At 69.0% G+C, this 24,690-nt stretch carries 20 protein-coding genes; 11 read left to right on the top strand and 9 right to left on the bottom strand.

Annotated features, from left to right (window positions below):
- Positions 1-459: 459 nt before the first annotated feature.
- A complete protein-coding gene (locus EDC29_RS11265) occupies positions 460-657 on the top strand; it encodes a hypothetical protein (RefSeq protein WP_132229879.1) in 198 nt (65 codons plus the stop codon).
- Positions 658-791: 134 nt separating this feature from the next.
- Here EDC29_RS11265 and prsT read toward each other — a convergent pair whose 3' ends face one another.
- From prsT to EDC29_RS11250, 3 genes are all read right to left on the bottom strand, one after another.
- Entirely contained in the window at positions 792-4,517 is a 3,726-nt protein-coding gene (gene prsT, locus EDC29_RS11260; RefSeq protein ID WP_132229877.1) for an XrtA/PEP-CTERM system TPR-repeat protein PrsT, read from the bottom strand.
- A gap of 130 nt (positions 4,518-4,647) precedes the next feature.
- Entirely contained in the window at positions 4,648-5,436 is a 789-nt protein-coding gene (locus EDC29_RS11255; RefSeq protein WP_123140331.1) for a class I SAM-dependent methyltransferase, read from the bottom strand.
- A gap of 49 nt (positions 5,437-5,485) precedes the next feature.
- On the bottom strand, positions 5,486-7,102 hold the full coding sequence (locus EDC29_RS11250; RefSeq protein WP_132229875.1) for an FAD-binding oxidoreductase: 1,617 nt from the start codon (positions 7,100-7,102) through the stop codon (positions 5,486-5,488).
- A gap of 92 nt (positions 7,103-7,194) precedes the next feature.
- Between EDC29_RS11250 and EDC29_RS11245 the strand changes: the two genes are divergently transcribed.
- A complete protein-coding gene (locus EDC29_RS11245) occupies positions 7,195-7,902 on the top strand; it encodes an N-acyl amino acid synthase FeeM domain-containing protein (protein ID WP_420870442.1) in 708 nt (235 codons plus the stop codon).
- A gap of 14 nt (positions 7,903-7,916) precedes the next feature.
- On the opposite strand, the gene EDC29_RS11240 is transcribed toward EDC29_RS11245, so the two are convergent.
- Entirely contained in the window at positions 7,917-8,654 is a 738-nt protein-coding gene (locus EDC29_RS11240; RefSeq protein ID WP_165913497.1) for a PEP-CTERM/exosortase system-associated acyltransferase, read from the bottom strand.
- Positions 8,655-8,898: 244 nt separating this feature from the next.
- Between EDC29_RS11240 and EDC29_RS11235 the strand changes: the two genes are divergently transcribed.
- The 3 genes from EDC29_RS11235 (at position 8,899) to EDC29_RS11225 (ending at position 12,480) form a co-directional block, all read left to right on the top strand.
- The gene (locus EDC29_RS11235; protein ID WP_132229869.1) at positions 8,899-9,792 is read left to right on the top strand and encodes a S1 family peptidase; all 894 of its coding nucleotides are present in this window, start codon (positions 8,899-8,901) and stop codon (positions 9,790-9,792) included.
- 404 nt (positions 9,793-10,196) lie between these two features.
- Complete coding sequence (locus tag EDC29_RS11230; RefSeq protein WP_132229867.1) at positions 10,197-11,549, top strand: sigma-54 interaction domain-containing protein; 1,353 nt, start codon at positions 10,197-10,199, stop codon at positions 11,547-11,549.
- A complete protein-coding gene (locus EDC29_RS11225) occupies positions 11,539-12,480 on the top strand; it encodes an HDOD domain-containing protein (RefSeq protein ID WP_243695644.1) in 942 nt (313 codons plus the stop codon). Before EDC29_RS11230 ends, EDC29_RS11225 begins: the two co-directional genes overlap by 11 nt.
- Positions 12,481-12,516: 36 nt before the next feature.
- Here the strand turns inward: EDC29_RS11225 and EDC29_RS11220 are convergent, their stop codons facing one another.
- The 5 genes from EDC29_RS11220 to EDC29_RS11200 form a co-directional block, all read right to left on the bottom strand.
- Complete coding sequence (locus EDC29_RS11220; RefSeq protein WP_123142506.1) at positions 12,517-13,905, bottom strand: TIGR03013 family XrtA/PEP-CTERM system glycosyltransferase; 1,389 nt, start codon at positions 13,903-13,905, stop codon at positions 12,517-12,519.
- A 365-nt stretch (positions 13,906-14,270) separates the two neighbouring features.
- On the bottom strand, positions 14,271-15,398 hold the full coding sequence (locus EDC29_RS11215; protein WP_223806083.1) for a nucleotidyltransferase domain-containing protein: 1,128 nt from the start codon (positions 15,396-15,398) through the stop codon (positions 14,271-14,273).
- 8 nt (positions 15,399-15,406) lie between these two features.
- Complete coding sequence (locus tag EDC29_RS11210; protein WP_243695646.1) at positions 15,407-16,318, bottom strand: HprK-related kinase A; 912 nt, start codon at positions 16,316-16,318, stop codon at positions 15,407-15,409.
- A 2-nt stretch (positions 16,319-16,320) separates the two neighbouring features.
- Positions 16,321-16,587 carry an HPr-rel-A system PqqD family peptide chaperone gene (locus EDC29_RS11205; RefSeq protein WP_165913496.1) on the bottom strand — a complete coding sequence of 89 codons (267 nt, stop codon included), beginning with the start codon at positions 16,585-16,587 and terminating at the stop codon, positions 16,321-16,323.
- A 116-nt stretch (positions 16,588-16,703) separates the two neighbouring features.
- Entirely contained in the window at positions 16,704-17,018 is a 315-nt protein-coding gene (locus EDC29_RS11200) for a hypothetical protein (RefSeq protein ID WP_123140340.1), read from the bottom strand.
- 534 nt (positions 17,019-17,552) lie between these two features.
- Here EDC29_RS11200 and EDC29_RS11195 point away from each other — a divergent pair.
- The 6 genes from EDC29_RS11195 to EDC29_RS11170 are packed head-to-tail and all read left to right on the top strand — an operon-like array spanning position 17,553 to position 24,681.
- A complete protein-coding gene (locus EDC29_RS11195; RefSeq protein ID WP_132229863.1) occupies positions 17,553-18,767 on the top strand; it encodes a TIGR04063 family PEP-CTERM/XrtA system glycosyltransferase in 1,215 nt (404 codons plus the stop codon).
- A 39-nt stretch (positions 18,768-18,806) separates the two neighbouring features.
- Positions 18,807-19,685, top strand: a complete 879-nt coding sequence (locus EDC29_RS11190) for a putative capsular polysaccharide synthesis family protein (protein ID WP_165913495.1) — start codon at positions 18,807-18,809, stop codon at positions 19,683-19,685.
- A gap of 45 nt (positions 19,686-19,730) precedes the next feature.
- Positions 19,731-20,783, top strand: a complete 1,053-nt coding sequence (locus EDC29_RS11185; RefSeq protein WP_132229860.1) for a glycosyltransferase family 2 protein — start codon at positions 19,731-19,733, stop codon at positions 20,781-20,783.
- The gene (locus EDC29_RS11180) at positions 20,767-21,723 is read left to right on the top strand and encodes a sulfotransferase family protein (RefSeq protein WP_132229858.1); all 957 of its coding nucleotides are present in this window, start codon (positions 20,767-20,769) and stop codon (positions 21,721-21,723) included. The genes EDC29_RS11185 and EDC29_RS11180 overlap by 17 nt, the downstream gene beginning before the upstream one ends.
- The gene (locus EDC29_RS11175) at positions 21,707-22,612 is read left to right on the top strand and encodes a glycosyltransferase family 2 protein (protein WP_123142511.1); all 906 of its coding nucleotides are present in this window, start codon (positions 21,707-21,709) and stop codon (positions 22,610-22,612) included. Before EDC29_RS11180 ends, EDC29_RS11175 begins: the two co-directional genes overlap by 17 nt.
- Positions 22,609-24,681: a sulfatase family protein gene (locus tag EDC29_RS11170; RefSeq protein ID WP_132229856.1), complete on the top strand. Its 2,073-nt coding sequence runs from the start codon at positions 22,609-22,611 to the stop codon at positions 24,679-24,681. The genes EDC29_RS11175 and EDC29_RS11170 overlap by 4 nt, the downstream gene beginning before the upstream one ends.
- Positions 24,682-24,690 lie beyond the last annotated feature (9 nt).

Raw genomic sequence — 24,690 nt, 5'->3', positions numbered from 1 at the left:
ATCACCCCTGTCTGCGTGCAGTCGACATTGCAATACAAGGGCCAGACCGCAACTACGAATATCGGAAAAGAAGACGCACCTGACACACGCATCTGCGGTAGCGTACGAGCAGCCGCGCCAGCCCCCATCTCGCACTCAAGGACTGATAGAACAAGACGACGGGCAGCATTGGCAACAGGTCGTCAGATTCTGACACTCGCGTCGCACGGCAGCAATGTGAAGACGGTGAACGACCCATTGCACCACGACCCGTTCGCGCACAACCGTTCTCATGCCGCGTATGGCGGCACCACTGGGGCGCTCGACAACGCCCTCGCAGTCAGGCAGATACGGATGTCGCTCATGAAGACCAGAAAGGCACGTATTTTGCTGCCTAGAGCGGGCCGCTCAGCCGGCACGGAACGGCAATGACCGTCCCCGCGCTCGCATCCACTTCACGCACGACAAGCAGGCCGAATCATGCACAAGCATCAGAACGATAACGACGTTGCAATCGATGAAATGAATCTCGACGCACGCATCGATCATTACCGGCGCGAGATCGCTGACCTGACCCCGCCGGCGACCTTCAGAGAGGAGGTTCTGGTCAATGTCTATCGCTGTCTGCTGCAACGCTATGACAAGGAGCACCACACCAGCCATCAGGCGCTGACCTGACGCGCACCGACACGATCTGCCGGCAGTGGCCGACAGATCGTGTCCGACGGAGCGGGTGTCAGGCCTCTCCCCGGATGGGGCGAGGCCGATGCACGAGGGCCCCGGATCGGCTCGGACGAAACGGGGCGCGGAGTTCAGCGATCGAGACTCTCGAGCAACGACTCGGCCTCGGTGCGCTCGGGGAAGTCTGCGACATCGGCGAGGATCGACTCAAGCAACCGTCCGGCCTCATCGTCGAGCCCCTGGGAGACCAGGATCTGCGCCTTGTGGAAGCGCACCGTCGCGCTCTTCGGCGCGAGCGCCTGGGCCTCGTCGATGATCCGTCTCGCCTCGTCGAGCGCGCCCTCCTCGAACAACACTACGGCCAGGGTGTCGGCCACGTCTGCCGACTCAGGTGCCGCGGCATAGGCGCGGCGTGCATAGTCCAGGGCACGCGCACGATCCCGGTCGCGGATCAACCAGGCCAGGTTGTTGAGCGCGATGGCATGTTCCGGCGCGATCTCGATGGTGCGCTCGAAGGCGGCAATCGCCTGTGACAACTCCCCGACCTCCATCTGTGTCTGCGCCAGGTTGAACTGAATGCGGACATCCTCGGGGTGCTCCACGAGCCAGCCCTCAAGGGTCGCGACAGCGGCCGCCGGATCATCGGCCTGGCGCTGCGCTCGCGCCAGCCGCAGCAGGTTGACCGAGTTCGGCGCCACCTCGAACAGACGCTGATAGCTGGCCAGTGCAGCCACGCCATCCCCCTGTCCGTCGGCGATCAACCCCTCGAGCAGCAGCACCTCGGGGTGCGCCTCACCGACCACTGCCCGCAGTGACTCGAGTCGCTCACCGGCCAACACCATGTCCTCTTCGGCCAGCGCCAACCGGACCAGCCCGGCGTGCGCGGCGACCGAATCGGGCGCTTGCTCCAGGGCGCGTCGCAGCGCCTCCTCGGCCAGCGCCATGCGTCCCAGCCGCGCCTCGGCGGTCGCCAGGGCGGTCAATATCCCGGGCGCACCCGGCTGCAGCCGGGCCAGTTCCACCAGGCTCTGACGCGCGTCCTCGTTGTGCCCCAGCGCGAGCTGGGCCTCGGCGCGCAGCCCGAGCAGATCGGGGGCATCGGCATGGGCCGCCGCCACGGTGCCAAGCACGTCGAGGGCCTCCTGTGGCTGGCCACGCTGCAGCTGGTAGGCCGCCAGATAGAGCCGCGGACGCAGCTGCTCGGGGTTGGCCGCCACCGCCGCCTCGAGGGCCTGCTGCGCGCCTTGCGGATCCTCACGCAGCAGTGCCAGCCGCGCCTGGCCGATCAGCAGTTCGGCGTCTCCGGGCGCCGCCTCCAGCGCACTGCGATAACGCCCCGCGGCGGTGTCCGGATCATCGCCCTCGAGATCGAGCGAGACCAGCCCGTCGACCGCCATCGCCATGCCGGGGTCGCGGTCGAGCGCCTCGGCGAAGGCCGTCGCCGCCGCCTCGCGCTGATCGGCGCGCAGATAGATCATCCCGAGCAGCGCACGCGGTCGCGCGGCATCGGGTTCACGCGCACAGAGTGCGCGCGCGGCATCGATCGCAGCGGCCAGGTCACCACGTCGCACCTGACCGAGCACCAGCTGTTCGGCGGCGTCGAGACGCTGCGGGTCGAGGCCGAGCGCAGGGTCCTCGCTCGCGCCCTCGAGCAGCTCGGTGAAGGCATCGGCGACGCTCGACAGATCACCGCGCTGCTGCGCCAACTGGCCCTGGATCAGCAGCACATCGGCATCGAGCGCGCCACGGACCCGGCGCAGCTGCTCCAGCCGCGCCTCGGCCTGCTCGAACTCACCCTCGGCCAGCGCCAACCGTGCCGACCAGGCAAGCGCCGGAGCGAACTCGGGATCGATCACCAGGGCACGATCGAGCTGGTCACGCGCGGCGGGGAGTTCGTCCAGACCCACCAGACTGGTCGCCAGGGCGACCCGCACCCGGGGATCGGCGGGCGCCAGCTCGACCAGACGCATCAGGGTATCGCGCGCGGCACCGTGACGCGCGAGGACGAGCTGCGCATCCGCGATCAGACCGAGCAGCACCGGGGTCTCGGCAAAGCGCGCACGCGCCGCATCGAGCATCTCGAGCGCCTGCCCGGGCTCACCGTGACGCAACAGATAGGCGGCCAGATAGAGTCTGGGAGCCAGTGTCTCGGGGTTGTGCGTCACCGCCCGCTCGAGCAGTGCCTGCGCCTGTGCGGTCTCGCCCTCGGTCAGTGCGATCCGGGCCAGGGCGATCAGCACCCGCGGATCATCGGGACGCGCCTCGAGACTCTCGCCGAACAGCCGCCGCGCCTCGGCAAGGTCCTGACGCGCGAGCGCCAGGGTCGCCAGTCCGGTGGTCGCGGCAAGGTCCGAGGCATCCAGCGCCAGCGCCTGCTCGAACGCCGCGCGCGCAGCCTGCGACGCCTCGCGACGCAGCTCGACCACCCCGAGCAGGGTGTGGGCGCGCGCCGAGTCGGGGTGACGGTCGCGATAGTCACGCGCCGCGGCCAGTGCCTGGTCGAATTCACCGCGAGCCAACCGACCGATCACCAACTGCTCGGCCGCGCCCTGGAAATCGGGGTCCTGCGCCAGCGCGGCCTGCAACTCCAGCACCCCCTCGTCGGATCCGGGGTCGGCGAGCAGCGCCGCACCGAGCCGCGCGCTGGCCACGGGGGAGTCGGGCAGCTCCGCCTTGACCCGACGCAGATAGGGCAGGCTCTCCTCGCGCCGGCCCTGCTGCAGCAGAGCGCTTGCCAGCAGGTCCATGGTGGCGAGGTCCTCGGGCTGACGCTCGAGCACCGCGCGCGCCAGCTGCTCGGCCTTGGCCGCCTCGCCCTGCTGCAACAGGGTCATCGCCAACAGCCGCTGGGTCGACGCATCATCCGGGCGCAGCGAGCGGGCGCGCTCGAGATGGATGCGCGCGAGTTCGGGCTCGCCCAGCGCCAGTCGCGTCGCCCCCGCCAACGACTGCGCCGGGGCGAAATCGGGCAGCGCACCGAGCGCGGCATCCAGCTGCTCGATCGCGGCGGCATAGTCCTCACGGCTGTAGAACAGCAAGCCCTGCGCGTACTTGACCAGCGGATTGTCGGGCGCGGCGCGGCGCAGCTGATCGAGATCGGCCTGGGCCGCATCGAGTCGACCATCCTGGATCCGCACATAGGCCCGATTGAGACGCGCCTGGGCCTGCTCCAACGGGTCTTCCAAGGCCTGCGAAAAGGCCGCCTCGGCCGCGTCCATGTCACCCGCCTGGCGCGCCAGCTCACCGCTCAGCGACCAGGCCCGGGTTGCCTCCGGGGCGTTTTCGAGCAGGGTCGCGAGCCGCGCACGCGCCTCATCGACCGCCCCCTCGGCGACCTCGACGCGGGCCAGGGCGAGCTGTACCGCGGGCGCATCGGGCTGCAGCGCAGCGGCACGCTCGAGCGTCGCCCGCGCCGCGCCCGACTCGCCGTCAGCCAGCTCGGCCTCGGCACGCAGCGCGAGCAGCTCGGCACGATGCGCGGGCGACAGCTCCGGGGTCACCGCGAGCGCGCGCAACTGCTCGAACTCGCCACGACGCAGCCAGGCGCGGGCGAGCCAGGGCTGGAGCAGCGCGGCATCGGCGCCGAGTCGCTGTGCACGCGCGAACTCCTGGGCGGCGGCGTTGACATCCCCCTGAGCGAGCAGGGCGCGCCCGAGCAGGACCCGGGCCCGGGCATTGCGCGGATCAGCCTGCAGGGCATTCTTCAGCTCGATCACCGCCACCCGCGGCTCACCCGCGGCGAGGGCGGCGGCGCCGCGCTGCAGGGGGGCGGCGGGGGTGGCCAGGGCAGCCCCGCTCAACAGCGTCAGTGCGGTGGAGACTGCGACCAGCTCGATCATTTTCGTTGCACGCGACATCGATCATCCTCTTGCGAAATGGCCTCGAGGCGGGGCGTCCGAGGCCAGCACGACACGCCCTCACCTTCGTTGCACGAGTGTACTGCCGGCGCGATCACCGACAGACACCAGGAGCCGAGACGGTGCCCGCTCAGCGCCCCGGCAATCCGATGAGATAGGTCACCCCCACCGGCAAGGGTCCCAGCCGCGCCACGCCACGCTCCCAGCGATAACCCTCGCGCTCGAGCCCACGGGTGAGCGCATCGAGTTCGGCGACGCTGTAGGTGCGCAGACAGGAGACGATACCGTCGAACATCACCGCCAGCGGGATCGCCGGGATCAGATAGGTCCAGAACAGCCGGCTCCAGCGAAAGGGACGGATGAAGGGGGTGGCAAGCAGCACCAGCAGGGGGGTGAAGAGCATATAGAGCAGCAGCAGCGGATGCCGCTGGGTCGACTCGAACACCGCGATCCCCCGCCCCTGCTCGACGGCATCGGCGAGGATCGCCCGCGCCTCGCGCGGGCGAAAGTGATGGAAGGCGGAGAACAGGGTGCGGAAGCCTTCGAGATCTCGCGGCACCGCCATCGCGCTCACCGAGCGCTCGACCACCTCGACCCGCGCCCCGGCCTGCTCGCGCAGCCGCGCCAGGGCGGTGCGATTGGGATAGAGATCGCTCACCAACACGCGGACCTCGCCGGCGCGAACCGGACCGAGCTGATCGAGCATCCGCATCCAGGGACCGCCGCCGCCGGCGCAAAGGTCGAGGATGGTCGACGCCCCGCTCTCCTTCAGGGCACGTTCGAGACGCGGCGCCACCGGGCGATAGAGGTCGGGAACCCGCACCGCGAACTCGAGGAAGTCGGTGATACCGTCGCGGATCGCGGCCGGCAACCAGGGCAGATCCTCGAGTTCGAAGAGATGGATACGTTGTTGCATCATCGTCGGCCAGGCTCCTGATCGGTGAAGGGGTCCGTCCCGAGGTGCGGCATCAGCCCCCCTCGTAACGACCAGGCGCGATCACCCCGGCGGGATCGAGGGCCTGGCGCAGCCGCCGCCCGAAGTCCCTGGAGTGATCGAGCAGGCTGTCGAGCTCGCCCATGCCATCGACCCCCACGCGATAGGGAAAACAACCGATCTCGCGTCCGGCCGCCACCAGCGCGCGATGACACGCGCGCGCGGCGCGCTGGCCGGCACCGCTCTCGTCACGGGCGAAGATCAGCGGCACCGTGCTGTCGAACACCCGATCGTTGAGGCTGGTGAGGGTGATCAGAGGCTCGATGCCGTGCTCCAACCCGATGCGCTCGACCATGTCGACATATTCGCGCACCTGACGCGGGCGCATCGGCACCAGCGGCGAGTACCAGCGCAGACCACAACCATCGCGCGCCGGATCGAGCATCCCCTCGCCCATCGCCGCCGGGTTGCGCCAGTAGCACAGCGGCAGCGCCGTCTGGTTGGGACGACCGGCCACCAGTTCGAGCGAGCTGGCGAGGGTCATGGCGGTACTGGCCAGACCACGACCGATACGGCCGGGCAGCCAGCGTGCGAACCGGGCAAGCTGCGCGGCGCGCTCCGGGCTGAGGAAGATCAGCCGCACGCCGACCCCAGAGAGCGCGCGACGGATCTCGCGGCGCGCCGCGGCCATCACCGCCGCCGAGCCGTAGAGGGTGCCGAAGCCGGTCCAGGGCAGCACCTGATACTGGGCGCCGAGTTCGTCGATCACCGCCTGGGGGATCAGCCCGTGCCGGTCGAGACGCGACTGCGGATAGGGCGCGGCCATGGCGAGCACGCGGCGACGATTCATCAGGTTCACCCCGCCGACCACCCCGGGCAGACGCTGCAGGATATCGCGCACGCGGATGATGGCCGACTCGAGCGCCGCCTCGTTCCTGAGGCTGAAGAGAAAGATGCCGACCCGTTCGGGGCGGCGCGCCAGCGCGATGCTGGCACGGGTGACGATGCCAAAGCCGCTCTGGGTGAAGAGCCCGTTGGTATAGGGACCGATGCCCCAGCGAAACAACCGGGCGAGGCCCTCGCCACCGGCCTCGCTGAGCATCGAGCGATAGATCGAGCCATCGGCGAGCACCGCCTCGAGGTCGGTCAGCGCGCCGAAATGATCGATATGCGGGGTGATGCCGTAGCCACGTTCCAGCGCATTGCCGATCAGGCTGCAGTGTGGACCGGCACCGGTCACCGGCACCAGGAAGGGGTGCTCGCCCTGGTCGAGAAACTCGGCGAGCTGCGCCTGGGTCACCCCGGGCTCGAGGGTGACCACGCCGAGCTCGGGATCGAAGTCGAGAATCCGGCGCAGCGCGCCGAGATCGACGATCACGCAGTCATCGCGAACTGGCAGGGCGCCGCCATACCCCCAGTTCCTGCCCGTGCTGATCGGATACAGGGAGAGCCCGTGGCGGGCGGCAACGCTCACCAGGGGGGCAACCTGGCTGGCGTCCTCGACCAGCAGCGCAGCGGCGATCCGACGCTGCGTTCCGGTGGTGTCGCCTCCGTACCTGCGTTCGGCCGCCTCGCCGACCAGAACACGCTGCGCTCCGAGCTGCTCCTTCCAGAGTTCCAGCGCCGAGTTCAGGTCGGCAGCGTCGCTCATGCACATCCTTCGTGCCTCCATTGCGTGTAATCCTCCCGCCGATGCAACCGCTCGTGTGAAAAGAATGTGACCCAGTGCACGAATCCGTTAGCATGGCTCAACCATGGACCGCAGCGGACGCGACCAGCCCAAAAAGCACAGCTCTATCATCGACGATGACGATTAAGATACTGATCGCTAGGACGCCAGATCAAATCGAGGACGCCTTCTGGCTCAGACACCAAGTGTACATCGTCGAGGAAGGGCGCTACGGCGGAGTCCCGTTGCCCGCGGCGAAACTCACCGATCGCTTCGACCGGCTCGGGGGGGTGCGCCACATCCTCGCCTATGATCGCGCGCAACCGGTGGCGGCCATCCGCGTCAACCTCGAGACCGGCCACGGACTCCCCCCCGAGACCCACTTCGACTTCCGTCCCGCCATCGCCGAGCTGCGTATGCACGAGCAGCAACCGGGCGGTCGTTGTCTTGCCGCATCGGGCAGCATGCTGGTGATCCGCAGCCCCTGGCGCCGACGCTACAACATCCTGCGCGCCCTGTTCCGGGCCGCGACCCACTGCTTCCAGCACTGGGGCGCAACCCACGTCATCCTCAACTCGACCCCGAAGCTGACCCCACTGTATCGACGCATCGGTTTCAGGCCGATCCATGAACCGCTGTGGATCCCCGAGATCGGCGATCATGTGGTGCCGATGATCGGACGGGTGGAGGACTGCAGTCGACACGCCTTCACACAGAGCCGCTACATCCCGCAGCTCGATCACAACCCAGCCTTCGGCCGCGCCGGCAGCAAGACGCTGTGAGCATGCCGCGAACCTCACAGCGCCACGTCGAGATCCTCGGCGATGGCATCGAGCAATGCCTGCAGCGGCGGCGTGAGACGCTCGAACAGCATCTGGCGCGAGATGTAGAAGGGCGCGCGCGCGCCGCGAAACTCGATCGCCTCGCCGACCTGCTCGAAATAGATGCCGCCGAAGTGCAGATGACGCGCCAGCCGTGGCTCCATCATCGCGTAGACGCCCTCCATGCCCTCGGACAGACCGATGGTCGCCGCCGCCAGATACAGCCCCAGCGCCATGTGCGGGAACCGGCGGCGATCGTCCTGGGTCCACTGGAAGAGTTCGGTGCCATGTCCCTCGGGCGTCGACTGCTCCCCCGGGCGACGCCTGAACTGCTCGTGCAGGGCCAGCCTGGAGATCTCGCCGAAACAGCCCTTGGGCATGGTCAGCGGATTGTGCTCGGTGCGGAACAGACTGCGATCATAGTGCTCGATCAGCGGCAACCTGGGCTCGGGATCCTCGGGGCGGGAGCGAACCAGGCGGACGGTGCCGGCATCGCGCCCCGAGCGGCGATGGAACAGCAGACAGTGCACGGCATCATCATCGAAGGCGTCGGTTTCACGCTGGTCCGGAAAGGCTGCGGCATCTTCCCAGCCGAGTTCCTTGCAGTACACCTCATAGCGCAGCGCGAACACCCGGTCGCGCAACTCGTCCGTTGTCGCCGCGATGATCTTGAAGTATTCCTTGTACGGTGTAACGAGATCGACCTTCGACATGGAAAGGGGTCTCCCTGGCAGAAACGGGTTTGCGTCCTTAATCGTCGGGCCCCGCAACCGTCCAGGCTGCCACATGGCGCCAGCGAGCCACCTCTCGACGATGACGGGGTCATGCTTATCATGACCGATTGTAGGATCCAGATCACTCCGAGGAACACGCAACGCAGACCGCGAAGCAGACCGGCAGCGCTGACACCGGCCTCTCCTCCCGACCATATGGCCCGACCGAACAGGAACTCCAAGCATGCACGCCCTCCCCTGCGCGCGACCGGCGCTCATCACCCTGCCCGTCGTGCTCCTGCTGCTGACAGGCATCCTGCCCACCCGCACCGTGGTGGGCGCCACCCTGGTCAACTGCTACGACGCACAACGCGAGATGGTGGTCCGTACCCGTCAGGAGGACTGTCAGGGTCGCGCGGTGAGCGATGCCGAGGCGGCGGCCATCCGTGAGCGGCGGCGCAGCTATGTACGCGACTCGCTCGAGGTCAACAGCAACCCCCGGGTACTCGGCAGGCGCCTCGAGCGCATCGGTGCCGGCTTCTTCGTCGATCCAGCCGGACACCTGCTCACCAACGCCCACGTGGTCAACAACTGCACCACCATCACCGTCTCGCGCGATCGCGGCGAGATGGCGCCGGCCCGCCCCATCGCGGTGGACAGCCGCGCCGATCTGGCGCTGCTCGCCACCGACTATCGCCCGGAACGCGCCGCCCCCTTCATGCCGCTCGATGCCCCACTGCCCGAGACGGTGGCAATCGTCGGCTATCCCAACCAGGGACTGCCGCCACTGCGCCCGCTGCTGACCATCGGCACCATCGCCCCCACCCGGCTGATCACCACCCCACCGCGCACCCTCACCCTCAATGCCGACATCCGCCCCGGCAACAGCGGCGGTCCGGTCCTCGCCGACGATGGTCGAGTGGTCGGCGTGGTCTTCGCCGCGGTCGACACCCCGGCGGTCTACGAGCACACCGGACGCGTGGTGCGCAACATCGGGGTCTCCATCCCCAACACCGTCACCCTGCCGTTCCTCGAGCGGCACGGCATCGGCATCGAGGAAACGGCGCCATCGACACCGCCGGACGACATGCTCGAGTACACCCACGCATTCATCGCACGGGTCGAGTGCTGGCGATGACCCCGGAGCGGGTCTGGCCACTGCCAGATCTGGCAGACAGCGGGCGACACCGCCTGCCCATAACCGCCATGGTCATGCGCTTGACCTCGAGCGTTCCAGGCCACAGCATCGACAACGGCGGGGGGAGGCGATGGTATGCGCTGTCTTTGAGAGGCCCGCGCGGGCACTGCTACACTGCCTTGGTACCCGCCCACGCTGGCCAACCGCGACACCCGAGCCGCCGCGCGTCGTGGCTGCGCCGTTCAGGGCGCCCGCCCCACGCTGCTCGACGGATACCGGTCGGCCTGGACGCTCGTGCGTCCCGGGGCGGCTCAATACCACAATGGCCACTCTCACGATCACGCGCACGGCGGAGCCCCGACGGCGCCGGGAGTGGAGGACGTCAGGACACAGCCTAGCCCCCCATGTCGCGGACACCGTACTTCTCGAGCCTGCTGCTCGCCCAGAGAAACCCCTTCGTGGTCATCGATGCCGACGCGCGCATCCGCAGTGTCAATGCATCGCTCGAGACCACCCTGGGATACGACACCAGCGAATTGATCGGCAGCCCCTGCTGTCGACTGGATGCGAACGCCGCCGAGGACGGCTGCCGTCATCGCCGCTTCTTCCGTGACCTGGAACCCTATGTCGAGACCCGCGCCCTGGCCGATGGCCGGGGCGAGGTCCACTTCGCCCAGATCCAGGGCTTCCCCATCGTCGACGGCCAGGGGCAGATCTTTCTCGGCGAATCACTGCACCTGTTCCAGGGGCAGCGCCAGCCCGGACGGATGATCGGTCGCTCGGAGCAGATGCGTGGCCTCGTCCAGGAACTCAAGCGCGCCGCCGCCACCGATGTCTCCGTGCTGCTCCAGGGCGAGACCGGCTCGGGCAAGGAGCTGGCCGCCGAGTTCCTTCACCAGCACTCCACCCGCGCCAACGGCCCCTTCGTGGTGGTCGATTGCACGGTGCTCAGCGAGGACCTGTTCGAGAGCGAGCTGTTCGGCCACGTCAAGGGGGCCTTCACCGGCGCCGTCGGCAACAAGACCGGCCTGCTCGAGCTGGCCGACGCCGGGACACTGTTCCTCGATGAGATCGGCGAGCTGCCGCTCTCGCAACAGCCCAAGCTGCTGCGCGCGCTCGAGAGCGGCATGTTCAGACAGGTCGGCTCGACCAAGATCCGCCAGGCCAATGTGCGCGTGGTCAGCGCCACCCATCGCGACCTCCTCGCCATGGTCCGGCAGGGGCACTTCCGCCAGGACCTCTACTATCGTCTCGCCGTCCTGCCGCTGGCGATTCCGCCGCTGCGCGGACGGCGCGCCGACATCCCCGAACTCACCGAGCACCTGCTACAGGAGATCTCGGCGCAGTCGGGCCACCCTTACCGGATCACCAAGGATGCGCTGCGCAAGCTCCTGCTCTACCAGTTCCCGGGCAACATCCGCGAGCTGCGCAACCTGCTGCACCTGGCCACCGTGCTCAGCGCAGACGGCGTGATCGACGCCGAGGCCATCCGCCTGCCGGTCACGGCCGAGCAACCGGCATCGCCGACGATTCCCAGCAGCGAGGCGGCAGAGCTCTTGCATGAGCACCCCAGCATGACCACGCTCTCGCCGGTCGAGGCCGTCGAGGCCAAGTACATCCTGCAACTGCTGCAGCGTCATCGCGGCAGCCGCAAGGAGGTCGCGGCCAGCATGTCGATCAGCGAGCGCACGCTCTATCGCAAACTCAAGCGCTACCGGCTCAATACAACCGATGAACGAACACACAGTGGCAGTTGAGCGTTCCAGGACCGCCGACGAGATCCAGACCCTGCGCTGGAACCTGGAGTCGGCCACCGGCGCCGGACAGACCCTGGCCGCACCGGGCGACATCCGCGACCGCATTCGTTCGAGCGAGGCGCTCCCGCCCCTGCCCGAGATCACCCGCCGGCTGCTCGAGCTGCGCGCCGACCCCGACGCCAATGCATTGATGCTGGCCGAGGCGGTCGGACTCGACCCGATGCTCTCGGCACAGCTGCTGCGCTGGGCCAACTCCCCCTACTATGCCCCGCGCAGCCCGGTCAGCACCGTGCGCGACGCCATCGTGCGCGCACTCGGCTTCAACCTCTCGTTCAGCCTCGCGCTCGGGCTGGCGGCGCTCAGCCCGCTCAAGACCCCCAACACCGGACCACTCAGTCGCGACCGCATCTGGCGTCACGGCATGCAGTGCGCCACCCTGATGCAGGCGCTCGCGCGCGAGCAACCCGCCGAGATACGCCCGGCCAGCGGCCTGATCGAGCTCGCCGGGGTCACCCAGAACATCGGTTATCTGCTGCTCGGACACCTGCTCCCCGAACACTTCCAGCTGCTCGGACGCTTCATCCAATCCAACCCCGGGCTGGCGCTGCCGACCCTCGAGCGCTTCGCCATCGGCGTCGAACACACCCAACTCGGCGGCTGGCTGTTCGAGGCCTGGGAGATGCCCGAGGCACTGCAGACGGTGCAGCGCCAGCACCACAACCCCGCCTACAGCGGCGAGCACCAATCGCTGGTGCTGCTCACCTGTCTGGCCGATCAATTGCTGGAAGGGCGCGGCGACGGACTCGGCGCCCGCCCCAGCGATCCCGAGACCCGGACCGGCCTGCTCGAACGCCTCGGGCTCGGCGAGCACGCCTGCGAGCACGCCCTGAGCGCGCTCGCCGACTGCGAGGAAGAGGACAACGACGACTGACGACGGCCCTGGAGCGATGCCCGCGGCGGCTCGCCGCTAGACGGCCCCCTTGCCGAACACCACCACCTCGACCGTCTCGATCAGGATCAACAGGTCGAGGAAGATGCTGTAGTTCTTGACGTAATAAAGGTCGTACTCGAGCTTGCGCAGCGCATCCTCCTCGGAGCTGCCGTAGGGGTAGCAGAGCTGGGCCCAGCCGGTCAGCCCCGGCTTGACGCGGTGACGCGCGGCGTAATAGTCGTACTTGCTCGCCAGGGTGGCGACGAACTCGGGGCGCTCGGGGCGCGGACCGACGAAACTCATCTCACCCTTGAGGACGTTGAAGATCTGCGGCAGCTCGTCGATCCGGGTCTTGCGGATGAAGCGCCCGACACGGGTGATGCGCGAGTCGTTCTTGGTCGCCCAGCGCGCCCGCCCATCGGCCTCGGCGTCGACCCGCATGCTGCGGAACTTGACCACGTCGAAGGGCATGCCGTTCTCGCCGATCCGGGTCTGACGATAGAACACCGGGTGGCGGAAGCGGCTCTCGGCGGCGATCGCCAGCGCGGTCACCAGCATCACCGGCCACAGCAGCACCAGGAAGACCACCGAGACCAGCACGTCGAACAGCCGCTTGAGCAGCATCGTCATCGCCCCGTGCTGGAAGCCATCGGAGAGCATCAGCCAGCTCGGGGTCAGCAGATCGAGCTTGACCACCCCCATCTCACGCTCGAAGAAGCCCTGCGGCTCGAGCACCTGGATCCCCGCCATGCGACAGTCGAGCAGCTCCTCGATCGGCAGCTTGCCGCGCCGGTCCTTGACCGCCACCACCAGCTCATCGGCCTGGGTCTCGGTGACGATGCGCAGCAGCGGCCGGTCATAGGGGATGCGCTTCGGCAAGTCGCGCTCGTCCACATCGGCCTGCAGGGGCACCAGCCCGACGATATCGAGCCCACGTGGATTGGCGACCATCACCGCCTCGGCGAGCGGTCCGGCACCGAGCACCAGCACACGACGCTTGAAGATGCCCGGCTTGATGACATAGGAGAGCAACCGCAGACCGCTCACGACGATGATCGAGAGCACCACGGTCAGCGCCAGGATGCTGCGCCACAGCTCGATGTGCGGGAAGCTGAAGGAGATCGCCGCCAGCGCCACGGCGCCGAGCAGCAACGCCAGCACGATGCGCAGCAGCGAGCCCCACCAGCCCTCGCGGAGGCTGGCCTCGTAGAGCCCCATGGCGCCCATCGAGAGCACGAAGACGACCGCCAGCACCACCGAGTAGGCCATCACCCCCGAGGTCGAGGCCGGTACCTCGGCACCGATCGACCACCAACGCAGATGGAAGCTGGCATGGAAACAGGCGACGAACATCAGCCCCTCGACCCCGGCCAGGATCAGCAGGGGCAGGCGCATGTAATGACGAAAGATACGAACCGAACGCATGAGCTGGATTCCTGGCTAGCATCGCACGGAGCGACAGACGAAGGCTGCCCCGCGACGGACGAAAAAACATGTCCGGGCACTGTTGATCACAACGCGCGACTCGTGCCGGCGACCGGCTGATGCGCAGGCACTGCCAACGCCCCCCGAAACGTGGCCACCAACCATCGAGAGACGGCAGTCGAAACATGATCGAAGGCACATCGGACACGCCCACAAAAATCACAAGAGACTAACGAAAAGCATGTTCAGAAACCGCCCATCTCGCATCATGTCGGTATTGGCCGATGAGGGATCGACGCACCTCCATCCGACAAGGCCAGACACATCGAAGCGTGTATGCTACACCAACCCCGAAAGCGCCCCGATCAACGGCGTGCCGCCTCCTCCCGACCTGTCATCAGCCACCCGCGCACCCGCAGCCAACCCTTGTAGCCGAGATGGCGCAGCAGCAACCCGGAAGGCATCCGCAGCCAGTGCGCGCGGACATAGAGCGCCAGTCGCGCCAGCCTCACCCGGAGCGGCGCCCGCCCGGCATGATCGGGAAAGAGCGCCAACGGCACCAGACGGTCCATGAGCCACCGCACCGGCGCCACCGGTCCCCACCCGGCGAGTCTGGCGCGACAGTGCGCCGGCGGCTCGAGTGCGAACAGCGATTGCGCCTGACGCAGCGCATGGAACAGCGGACGCTGCAGCCCGAGCTGCTCGGCACGATCAAGCAGCGCGTCCCAGAACCCCGTGCGGGCCTCGAAGTGACGGATCAGGTCCCAGACATCGACCAGGTCGCGCAACCTCAGGCCCTCGCGCGCATCCCCCTCCAGGAACAGGTGCACTACCGCGTGCAGCACCATGTCGGGCGCGCCCAGCACCCGCAGCGCCCCGTGCCCATCGAGTGCCTGACTGGCGGTGAACAGTGGCGCCGGATCGAAATGGAAGCGGCTGGTCCGGGGCAGCAGGCGGTGGTGGATATCGATCTCGTTGTCGCGCTCGGCATGGCGCAGCGGCGGGATCTCGTGCATCCAGTCGCGATAGTAGCGCTCGTCATACTCCGAATGACCGAGCGACAGCCAGCCACGCGCATGCAGGCGCTGCTCGAGCGGCTCGAGCGCCGCCATCGGGACCAGCAGATCGACGTCGGCGAACATCCGACCACGTGCCGCCGGCACCCCGGTGAGGACATAGGCCACCCCCTTGAGCGCCACCACCTGGACATCGAGGCCCTCGAGCGCGCGCAGCACACGATCGACCTCCCAGGTCAGCAACCGCTGCCGATAGGCGACCTGTTGACGCGCCGACTCCAGGTGATGACACACTCGCTCTGGCACCCGCGCGTGCAGACCGAGCGTGCCGAGATCGGCATCGAGCCGCCCGAGCAGGCGTGCGTGTCGGGCGATGCGCAGCAACAGGTCCCAGTCCTCGTCGGCCAGTGTCGGCAACCGCTCCGGTGCTCTCAGCGCCGCCACCAGCAATGCCGCGGCACGGCGTGATTCGGCCATGCGCCGACTCATGCCGCGGCCTCCGCCAGCGCGCCGAGCCTGACGATCGCCTCGTCGAGATTGGAGTAGCTCAGGGTATGGCAACCACAGCGCTCGACCAGACGTGCCGCGGTGATGAAACCGGTCTCGCCAAGCAACTCGTAGTTGAAGGCGTTGCTCGCCACCAGCAGGAAGGCATCGCTCCTGCTCAACGGCTCGAGTTGGGTGTCCGCCCCGGCCTGCCAACGCGGGAACACCAGCCAACCTGGGGTCGCCGGCTCGTCCATGCGCGCGACCGCCGCGCTGGGGGGACGCACATGCGCCACAGTGCCCTTGCGCGTGCCGGTGAACGCGGGGCCGATCTCGGCCTCCGGCGCGAAGTCTCGGATCACCCCGATCGAGCCATTCTTCAGCGGGATCGGGCGCGGCAGCGGCAGCAGGCGCCCGTATTGTGGACACACCAGCGCGAACTCGTCGGAGAGCAGCCGCCAGCCACGATGGGCCAGCGCGGTGCACAGCGTCGACTTCCCCGCGCCCGGAGCACCGGGCAGGATCAGTGCACGTCCACCGCGTTCGAGCACTGCGGCATGGAGCATCAACAGATGGTGGCCACGACGGGCCACGCACCAGTTCAGGCCCCACTCCAGCATCGGGAAATGGTGCGCTGCTGCGAGCGGCTGGAAGGGAGAGCGGCCATCGACGGTGAAACGCGCCTGCGGGCGCCACCAGCGCCGCAGCCAGCCGTTGTGATCGAGGCTGACGTGGAAGTCGCGTATCCCGGCAGACGGCTCCAGGGGATAGTCGTGCCACATCCGCTGCAGCAGCGGCAGCGGCTCGCACAGACCGAGGCGCAGGTTCACCAGGAAGGGGCCGATGCGCACGTCGAGTCCGGGGCGAGCACGCACCTGGCGAGCGAGCTCGCCGTCGCTGAGATCACCGATCCTCACGCCGTCGTCGTCCCGATCACGATCCCCAGTTCGTCGAGACGCGTGAGCAGCGCATCGAGCTGATCGCGCAACAGTTCGGGGGCGATCCCCAGGGACTCGGGGTCGAGCGCCGCGAGCAGCTCGTCGAGATCGGCATCGCCCTCGCGCAACCGTTCGACCACCCGCGCGCCGGTGGCGTTGAGAAAGTGGGTCTCGCCCGAGGCGCCATGATAGAGCAACCGCTCACCGTCCCACTCGACCTCGAGCAGGGGGGCGCTGCTCAAGCGCCAGCGCCGTTGAACGGCTGTCGACGACGGCACGGTCATCGCTCACCGTCGCCGGGCAAGGCGCATGCGGGCAAGGCGCATGCGGGCAAGGCTCGGCGAGCACGGGAGCGGCGCTACTCGCAAAGCGGCGCATCCGGCCCCAGCGAGGTCGCCGACGAGGCGGTGACGATGTTGCCGTTGCACTGGGTGGTGGTCACGCCATTATTGGTCTCGTCGGTGAGGAAGCCGTCGCAGGCCTCGCCGGGATTGAGTTCGCGCTTGACGTTGCGCTCGATGACGTCGAGACAGCCACTGGTCTGGGCGAGCGCCGCGCCACTGCGCAGGGTCAGGATCGCCGGCGCGGCGATGGCGGCCTGCTTGAGCAGTCGCCGTCGTGCTGTCTGAGGGTTCTGGCCATGTTCGGCGTCGGACGAATTCGGGGTAGTCATGATGATGTCTCAGCGTGTTGGCCTGGTTTCGAGGCGGGCGCAAGCCCCTGCGACCTTGATGAAGCACCGCCCCCAGCGCATCAAGCCCTGCGCTGGATCGCGCGACAGGATCCACTGCCATGGACTCAACGACATGCGTCTCGCACATTTAAACGGTGAACGGTTACAGCATTCTTTCTTGGCGACGGGCGGCGCCAGGTACAAGCGGCAATTTTCACGCCACCTGCCGACACACCCGACGGGACAGCGCACCTGAATGGGGACTGTTCGAATCATCATACCGTATCGCCACCCCTGCGCACACGCACCGAACCCGAACTGTAAAAAAAACCGACACCTCGATCCGCGTAAACGCCCAGCACAGTAAGATATCCATCTGAGGCACGCCGGCCGACTTGACGCGAACCCCACACATTCCGTAGCTTTCGGCCCATCCAGCCCGTCACAGGAGCATGCCGTTGTACAGCCCAACCCACGGGGCCGAGGCCTCGCATGCGCGCCACCTGCCGGATTGAGCCCCCTGAGCCCCCAACGATGCGCATCCTCCACGTCCTCGACCACTCGCTGCCGCTCCACTCCGGCTACACCTTCAGGACCGCCAACATCCTGCGCGAGCAGCGCCGGCTCGGCTGGGAGACCATCCACCTCACCGGACCGCGACACGGCAATCAACAGGCCGGCAGCGAGCACAGCGACGGGTTCGAGTTCCACCGCACCGCACCACCCCGGGGGACGCTCGCCCGTCACCCCGCGCTCGGCCCCTGGCTGGAGATGCGCGCCACCGAGCGGCGGCTGCTCGATCTCGCGCAACGTGTCGAACCCGATCTGCTGCACGCTCACTCGCCGGTGCTCGACGCCCTGCCCGCGCTCCGCGTCGGGCGCCGGCTCGGCATCCCGGTGGTCTACGAGGTACGTGCCTTCTGGGAGGACGCCGCGGTCGATCACGGCACCACCAGCGCCGGCAGCCTGCGCTATCGCGCCACCCGCACGCTCGAGACCCGTGCGCTGCGCCGCGCCGCGCACGTCTTCACCATCTGCGAGGGGTTGCGCAACGACATCATCGCCCGCGGCATCCCGGCGCAGCGGGTCACCGTGATCCCCAACGCCGTCGACATCGAACACTTCCGCCCGAGCGCCGCGCCGGACCCGGCGCTGGCGCACCAGCTCGGGCTCGCGGACGCCACCGAGGTACTCGGCTTCGTCGGCTCCTTCTACGCCTACGAGGGGCTCGACCTGCTGCTCGAGGCGCTGCCACAACTGTTGCGACAGCGCCCGGGGCTGCGGCTGCTGCTGGTCGGCGGCGGCCCCCAGGAGGCGGCGCTGCGCGCGCACGCCGAGCGCCTCGGCCTCACCGCGGCGGTCCGCTTCACCGGACGGGTGCCGCACCAGGAGGTGCAGCGCTACTACGACCTGATCGACCTGCTGGTCTACCCCCGTCACTCGATCCGTCTCACCGAGCTGGTCACCCCGCTCAAGCCGCTCGAGGCGATGGCCCAGGGACGGCTGTTCGTCGCCTCGGACGTCGGCGGACACCGCGAGCTGATCCGCGACGGCGAGACCGGCCGACTGTTCCGCGCCGGTGACGTCGCAGCGCTCGCCACCGTGGTCACGGAGACGCTCGAGACACGCGAACGATGGCCGGCGATGCGTGCGGCGGGCCGAGACTTCGTCGAGCAGACGCGCAACTGGCGCGCCAGCATCGCCCACTACGGACCGGCCTATGCCCAGGCACTCGGCCGCCAGGCCTGATCGCGGCGCGCGGCCGACGGCGACCTTTCGGGAGAGATGATGAAACTGACTCTGGAACAGGCGCGCCAACGCCTCTACACCTGGCACACCCGCCACAAGAACCAGCGCAGCATCGCCGCGCTCGAGGCACACCTGGCCACACAGGAGCCGGCGCTGCTGGTCCATCAGATGGGCCGCGCCGGCTCGATGACCACGGTCAACACCCTGCGCGCCGCCGGACTGACGATGCCGGTGTTCCACACCCACTGGCTCAACCCGGCCAACATCCGCAAGCGTCTCGACCGTTTCGCCGGGGTGGCGGATCGGCGCATGCCGCTGAACGTGCGCGTCGCCCGCCGCGTCGGCGAAGAGCTGCAGCGTCACGGTCCCCGCCACCGCCCCTGGCACCTGGTCACCGTCTTTCGCGAGCCGGTGGCGCGCAACCTCTCGGTCTACTTCCTCAGCATCGAGGAGTTCATCCCCGACTTCTTCGCCCGCCACGCCCGCGGCGAACTCGACGACGCCGAGATCCTCGCCACCTTCCTCGAACGCTTCCCGCACGAGGAGCCGGTGCGCTGGTTCGACGAGGAGATCCGCGACACCTTCGGCATCGATGTCTACGCCCATCCCTTCCCCGCCGGGCAGGGCTACCAGATCGTCCGCGCACCGGGCATCGAGCTGTTGCTGATCAAGGTCGAGCGTCTCAACGACTGCTATGCCCCGGCCTTCGCCGAGTTCCTCGGGGTCGACATCCCCGGGCTCGAGCAGACCCATGTCACCGAGGAGGATCCGGCCTACTCGATGTACAAGGACTTCATCGCCAATGTCCGGCTGCCGGCGGACTATCTCGACCGACTCTACGACACCGCCTTCGCCCGCCACTTCTACGGCGAGGCCGAGATCGCCCGACTCAGACACAAGTGGGGCGGCGATGACTGAGCGCGACCGCACACGGCAATCCCGCCGTCACCCGGGACGGGCACAATGCCGTCATCGCAACCCCCAGGCGCGACGCTCCAGGTGAACGCCCAGCAGAGCCGACACTACCCGTCACGGCCGGCGCTCGAGGTGCTGATCTGCACCCATCAGCGCGCCCGGCTGCTGGCGCGCGCGCTCGACTCGCTGGAGGCGGCGACGCGCCCGGCGGACTGTCCGCTCGGCGTCTTCGTGGTCGCCAACGCCTGCAGCGACGACACCCCCAGACTGCTCGCCGAGCGCGCCGCCGCGACCGACACCGCGCGGCTGCCGCTGCGCTGGATCGTCGATCCGGTCCCGGGCAAGAGCCACGCGCTCAACCTCGCTCTGCCGCAGGCACGCGCCCCGCTGATCGCCTTCGTCGACGACGATCACCGACTCGACCCCGGCTATCTGCTCGCCCTGGTCGAGGCCGCCCGCACCCAGCCCGAGGCCGAGCTCTTCTGTGGCCGCATCCTCCCCGACTGGGACGGCAGCGAACCGGCCTGGGTCCACGACCAGGGGCCCTACCGCATCTATCCGCTGCCGGTGCCGCGCTTCGACCTCGGCGCCGAGCCCCATCCGGTGGTCCCCGGCAGCGCCACCCCGGGCGGCGGCAATCTCGCCATCCGTCAGGGGCTGTTCGCGCGCATCGGTCCCTTCCGCCTCGAACTCGGACCGCACGGTCACAACCTCGGCGGCGCCGAGGACATCGAGTGGGTCAAGCGCGCCGTGGCCAGCGGCGCGCCACTGCACTATGTCCCCGGGATGTGTCAGTACCACTATGTCGAGGCCGACCGCATGACCCTCGGCTATGTGCTGCGCAAGGCCTACGAGCGCTCCGCCTCGACCCTGCGCATCGCGCCGAGCGAGCACCCGCACCGCTGGCCGCCGCGCTACATGCTGCGCAAGGTCGTCGGCTACGGGCTGCGCGCCCTGTTCGCCCTCGACTGGCCGGCGCGACGTTTCTATCTCACCCGGCTCGCCGCCGCGCTCGGCGAGATCAAGGGGTTCAGCCAGCAGGTGCGTGATCCCCACCCGGAATCACCGTCAGGGAGCGATCCGGATGCGCCCACTCGCTAAGCTCGCCAAACTGCGCGACCCCGAGATCCGCGCCAAGAACTGGCGCGCACTGCGTCTCGGCGCGCGCGGACGCTGGTGGGACCTGACCCGGCCCCGGGTGCCCGACCCGGTGTTCCTGGTCGGCTGCTCGCGCTCCGGCACCACCGTGACCTACGAGACCCTGGCCGCCGCGCCGCAGCTGCTGAGCCTCGGCTACGAGGTGCCGCGACTGTGGAACGGATGTCATGGGCCGCTCAACAACGGCTGGGCCTCGGAGGCGGCGGACCGTGCCGACGCCCGCCCCGAACACCGCGACGCCGCGCTGCGCTTCTTCTACCAGCACCTGGGAGGCGGCTGGGTGCTCGACAAGACCTGCATCAACACCCTGCGCCTGCCCTATCTCCACGCACTCTTTCCCGAGGCGCGCTTCGTCTTCATCCATCGCGACGGGCGCGACAACATCAGCTCGATGATCGATGGCTGGCGCCAGGGCCGCACCGATGGGGGCTTCGGGCTCGACCAGTTCTTCGGCCCATCCCCCGAGCCGGTGGCGATCAACGACGGCGAGTTCACCCAGTGGCACTTCTTCCTGCCCCCGGGCTGGCGCGACTACAACCACGCCAGCCTCGAGGAGGTCTGCGCCTACCAGTGGCTCAGCGCCAACCGCAGGGCGCTCGACGCCGCCGCCGAGATCCCCGCCGAGCAATGGATCCAGATCCGTTACGAGGACCTGGTGGCACGACCGGAAGCGGTCTTCGCCGAGGTCTTCGCGCGACTCGGCATCCCCTTCGACGAACCGCTGCGCGCGCACTGCCGCGCCCTCGACCAGCGTCCCACCAGCATCGTCTCCGGCCCGCCCCAGCGGGCCAAGTGGCGCACCCGCAACCCCGAGGCGATCGCGCGCATCCTGCCGCGCATCCGCCCGCTGATGGAGGAGCTCGGCTATGACTGCGACGCCTGAGACCCCGCGGGTGAGCGCGGTGATCCCGGCCTACGACGCCGCCGCGCACATCGTCGGCGCGGTCGAGAGCGTGCTCGCCCAGACCCTCGCGGGGGTCGAGGTGGTGGTGGTCGACGACGGCAGTCGCGACGCCACCGCCGAGCTGCTCGCCGGATTCGGCGAGCGCATCCGGGTGATCCGCCAGCCCAACGGCGGCCTGTCGAACGCCCGCAACCGCGGCATCGCCGAGGCTCGGGGCACCTTCGTCGCCTTTCTCGATGCCGACGACCGCTGGCACCCCGACAAGCTCGCCCGCCAGCTCGCGCGGCTCGAGTCCGACCCCGCGCTCGGCTTCTGCTCCACCCGCACCCGGGTCGAGGACCCGGCGGGCAGGCTGCTCAACCACTGGGACTGCCCCGACGACGCGGGCACCCTGCTCGAGACCCTGTTCCTGCGCAACGGCGCCGTCCCCGGCAGCGGCTCTGGGGTGATGGTCAGGCGCGACCTGTTCGCCCGGGTCGGCGGCTTCGACGAGAGCCTGCGCAGCCTCGAGGACATCGACATGTGGATGCGCCTGGCCGCGGTCAGCGGCTATGCCTGCATCGACGAGCCCCTCACCCTGGTGGTCAAGCACCCCGGGAGCATGAGCCGCAACCTCGCGGTGATGCGCGCGGCCGCGCTACGGGTGATGCGCAAGAACCGCCACCTGCTCCCGCGAGCGGCGCGCGGTCGGCTGTGGCGCGCGGGCTATGCCAGCGTGCTCGCCGACTTCGCCAAGTGGGAGTACCGCGCAGGCCAACGCGGCCGCGCCATGCTGCACCTCGCCGAGGGGCTGGCGCTGGCGCCGCTGAGCCGGGGCCGGATGCTGCTCGGGCTGCTCGCCGCGATGGGTGCGGGACGGACGCTTTGACCCCGACGCTCGCGCAGCTCGCCGCGACCGTCCACGGCGGCGCCCTGCTCGCGGCGCTGGCCTTCACCCTGGCGCTCACCCTCAAGTCGGTCCGCGACTACACCACCGCCGGTCCCATGCTGCCCGACGAGGTGGTGCACCGCTTCCGCGGCTACGCCGTCTGGGCACTGGCGCGGCTGGCCGTCTGGGCGCTGCTGGTCGCCGGCTACTGGGCGCTGGCCGGGGCGCTGTGGAGGCAGGGGGTCGCCACCCTGCTCGGTCACCAGACGACCATGGCCGGGGTGGCACTCGCCGCGGCCCTGACGATCGCCGGCGCCACCCTGTGGCGCTTCGTCCACGCCCTGCTGCACAACCCCGGGCTGATCGTCGCCTCCTCGCACTATCGCATCAGCCGCTTCTATCCGTTGTGGTCACGGCTCAGCCCGGTCCGGTTGCGGCGCATCGAGCGGGGACTGCTCGTCGCCGGGCTGGTGCCGATGCTGCTCGGGGCGCTGGCCCCGGCGCGCACCGGCGACCGGGCCGGGAGCCTGCTGCTGCTCGCCACCCTGGCGCTGCTGCTCGGTCTCGCCGCGCTCGCCAGCCAGCGGCCACGCGCCCCGGCGCGCCAGGGGCGCGCCGGCAGCCGCGAGCGCCCCAACCTGCTGTTGATCGGCTGCGACACCCTGCGCGCCGACTGGCTCGGCTGCGCCGGGCACCCGCGGGGTCTGACCCCCAACATCGACGCGCTCGCCGCCGCCGGCACCCAGTTCGCGCACTGCTACGTGCCCTGCGGGCGGACCGCACCGAGCCTGATCTCGCTGCTCACCGGCACCTGGCCGCAGACCCACGGGATCCGCGACAACTTCGTCGCCGACGCCGCCACCCGGCTGCGGGTGCCGAGCCTGCCCCGGCTGCTCGGCGCGGCGGGCTATCGCAGCGAGGCGATCAGCGATTGGTGCGGCGCCGATCTCGGCAAGTTCGACTTCGGCTTCGACCGGCTCGACCTGCCCGACGACTCCTGGAACCTGCGCTATCTGCTGCGCCAGGGCCCCAAGGACCTGCGACTCTTCCTCTCGCTGTTTCTCCACAACCGGCTCGGCAAGCGGCTGTTGCCCGAGGTCTATTATCTCGGCGGGGTACCCTCGACCAGCGCGCTCGGCGCCGAGGTGCGCGCCCGGCTCAGCCGGCTGGCCGAGGACGAGCGCCCCTTCCTGCTCAATGCCTTCTTCTCCACCACCCACCCGCCCTTCGCCTGCGAGCATCCCTACTACGCCCGCTATGCCGAGCCCGGCTACAGCGGGCCGTCGAAGTTCGCGATGGCGCGCCTCACCGACCCCTTCGAGATCATCCGCCGCCAGGGCGAGCCGAGACGCGAGTTCGACCTCGACCAGATCCTCAGGCTCTACGACGGCTGCGTGAAGCGCTTCGACGACGAGGTCGGCGCCATCCTCGATCATCTCGGGCGCTGCGGACTGGCCGAGCGCACCCTGGTGGTGATCTACAGCGACCACGGCATGGAGTTCTTCGAGCACGACACCTGGGGCCAGGGCAACAGCGTGCTGAGCGATCACAGCGCGCGCATCCCGTTGATCGTACGCGACCCGGGCGAGTGCGGCGGACACCGCGTCGAGGGGATCGTGCGCAGCGTCGACCTCGCCCCCACCCTGCTCGAGCGCTGCGGGCTGCGCCCGCCGCCGGCGATGGACGGGGTCTCGCTCGCCGCCTGTCTCGGCGGCGCACCCGCACCCGCACTCACCGCCTACACCGAGAGCGGGATCTGGCTGACCGACCTGCCGGGGATGCCCGAGGGCCATCTGCGCTACCCCGACCTGCTGGGTCTGCTCGACGTGCCCGATCACCGCAGCGGCACCCTCGCCATCCGCCCCGAGTACGCCGATCTGGTGGTCCGCGCCAAGGACCGGATGGTGCGCGAGGGGCGCTGGAAGCTGACCTATCAGCCACTCGTCGCGGGCGCGATCTGGCTGCTGTTCGACCTCGAACACGACCCCGACTGTCGCCACGACCGGGCCGCCGCGCACCCCGAGGTGGTCGCGCGGCTCAGGGCGAGGCTCCAGCCCTGGCTGCACTGAGCGTCGCGC

Origin of the sequence: Marichromatium gracile (genome assembly GCF_004343155.1) — a bacterium.
Taxonomy (GTDB): Bacteria; Pseudomonadota; Gammaproteobacteria; order Chromatiales; family Chromatiaceae; genus Marichromatium; species Marichromatium gracile.
This window is presented reverse-complemented; position numbering and strand designations above follow the sequence as displayed.

Bases quoted from the DNA above. Each gene is read 5' to 3' on its own strand.
- EDC29_RS11190 (WP_165913495.1), top strand. From the start codon at position 18,807: ATGAAACTGACTCTGGAACAGGCGCGCCAACGCCTCTACACCTGGCAC.
- EDC29_RS11175 (WP_123142511.1), top strand. From the start codon at position 21,707: ATGACTGCGACGCCTGAGACCCCGCGGGTGAGCGCGGTGATCCCGGCC.
- EDC29_RS11195 (WP_132229863.1), top strand. From the start codon at position 17,553: ATGCGCATCCTCCACGTCCTCGACCACTCGCTGCCGCTCCACTCCGGC.
- EDC29_RS11245 (WP_420870442.1), top strand. From the start codon at position 7,195: ATGGCTCAACCATGGACCGCAGCGGACGCGACCAGCCCAAAAAGCACA.
- EDC29_RS11215 (WP_223806083.1), bottom strand. From the start codon at position 15,398: ATGGCCGAATCACGCCGTGCCGCGGCATTGCTGGTGGCGGCGCTGAGA.
- EDC29_RS11265 (WP_132229879.1), top strand. From the start codon at position 460: ATGCACAAGCATCAGAACGATAACGACGTTGCAATCGATGAAATGAAT.
- EDC29_RS11185 (WP_132229860.1), top strand. From the start codon at position 19,731: ATGCCGTCATCGCAACCCCCAGGCGCGACGCTCCAGGTGAACGCCCAG.
- EDC29_RS11240 (WP_165913497.1), bottom strand. From the start codon at position 8,654: ATGTCGAAGGTCGATCTCGTTACACCGTACAAGGAATACTTCAAGATC.
- EDC29_RS11250 (WP_132229875.1), bottom strand. From the start codon at position 7,102: ATGAGCGACGCTGCCGACCTGAACTCGGCGCTGGAACTCTGGAAGGAG.
- EDC29_RS11255 (WP_123140331.1), bottom strand. From the start codon at position 5,436: ATGATGCAACAACGTATCCATCTCTTCGAACTCGAGGATCTGCCCTGG.
- EDC29_RS11220 (WP_123142506.1), bottom strand. From the start codon at position 13,905: ATGCGTTCGGTTCGTATCTTTCGTCATTACATGCGCCTGCCCCTGCTG.
- EDC29_RS11235 (WP_132229869.1), top strand. From the start codon at position 8,899: ATGCACGCCCTCCCCTGCGCGCGACCGGCGCTCATCACCCTGCCCGTC.
- prsT (WP_132229877.1), bottom strand. From the start codon at position 4,517: ATGTCGCGTGCAACGAAAATGATCGAGCTGGTCGCAGTCTCCACCGCA.
- EDC29_RS11180 (WP_132229858.1), top strand. From the start codon at position 20,767: ATGCGCCCACTCGCTAAGCTCGCCAAACTGCGCGACCCCGAGATCCGC.
- EDC29_RS11230 (WP_132229867.1), top strand. From the start codon at position 10,197: ATGTCGCGGACACCGTACTTCTCGAGCCTGCTGCTCGCCCAGAGAAAC.
- EDC29_RS11200 (WP_123140340.1), bottom strand. From the start codon at position 17,018: ATGACTACCCCGAATTCGTCCGACGCCGAACATGGCCAGAACCCTCAG.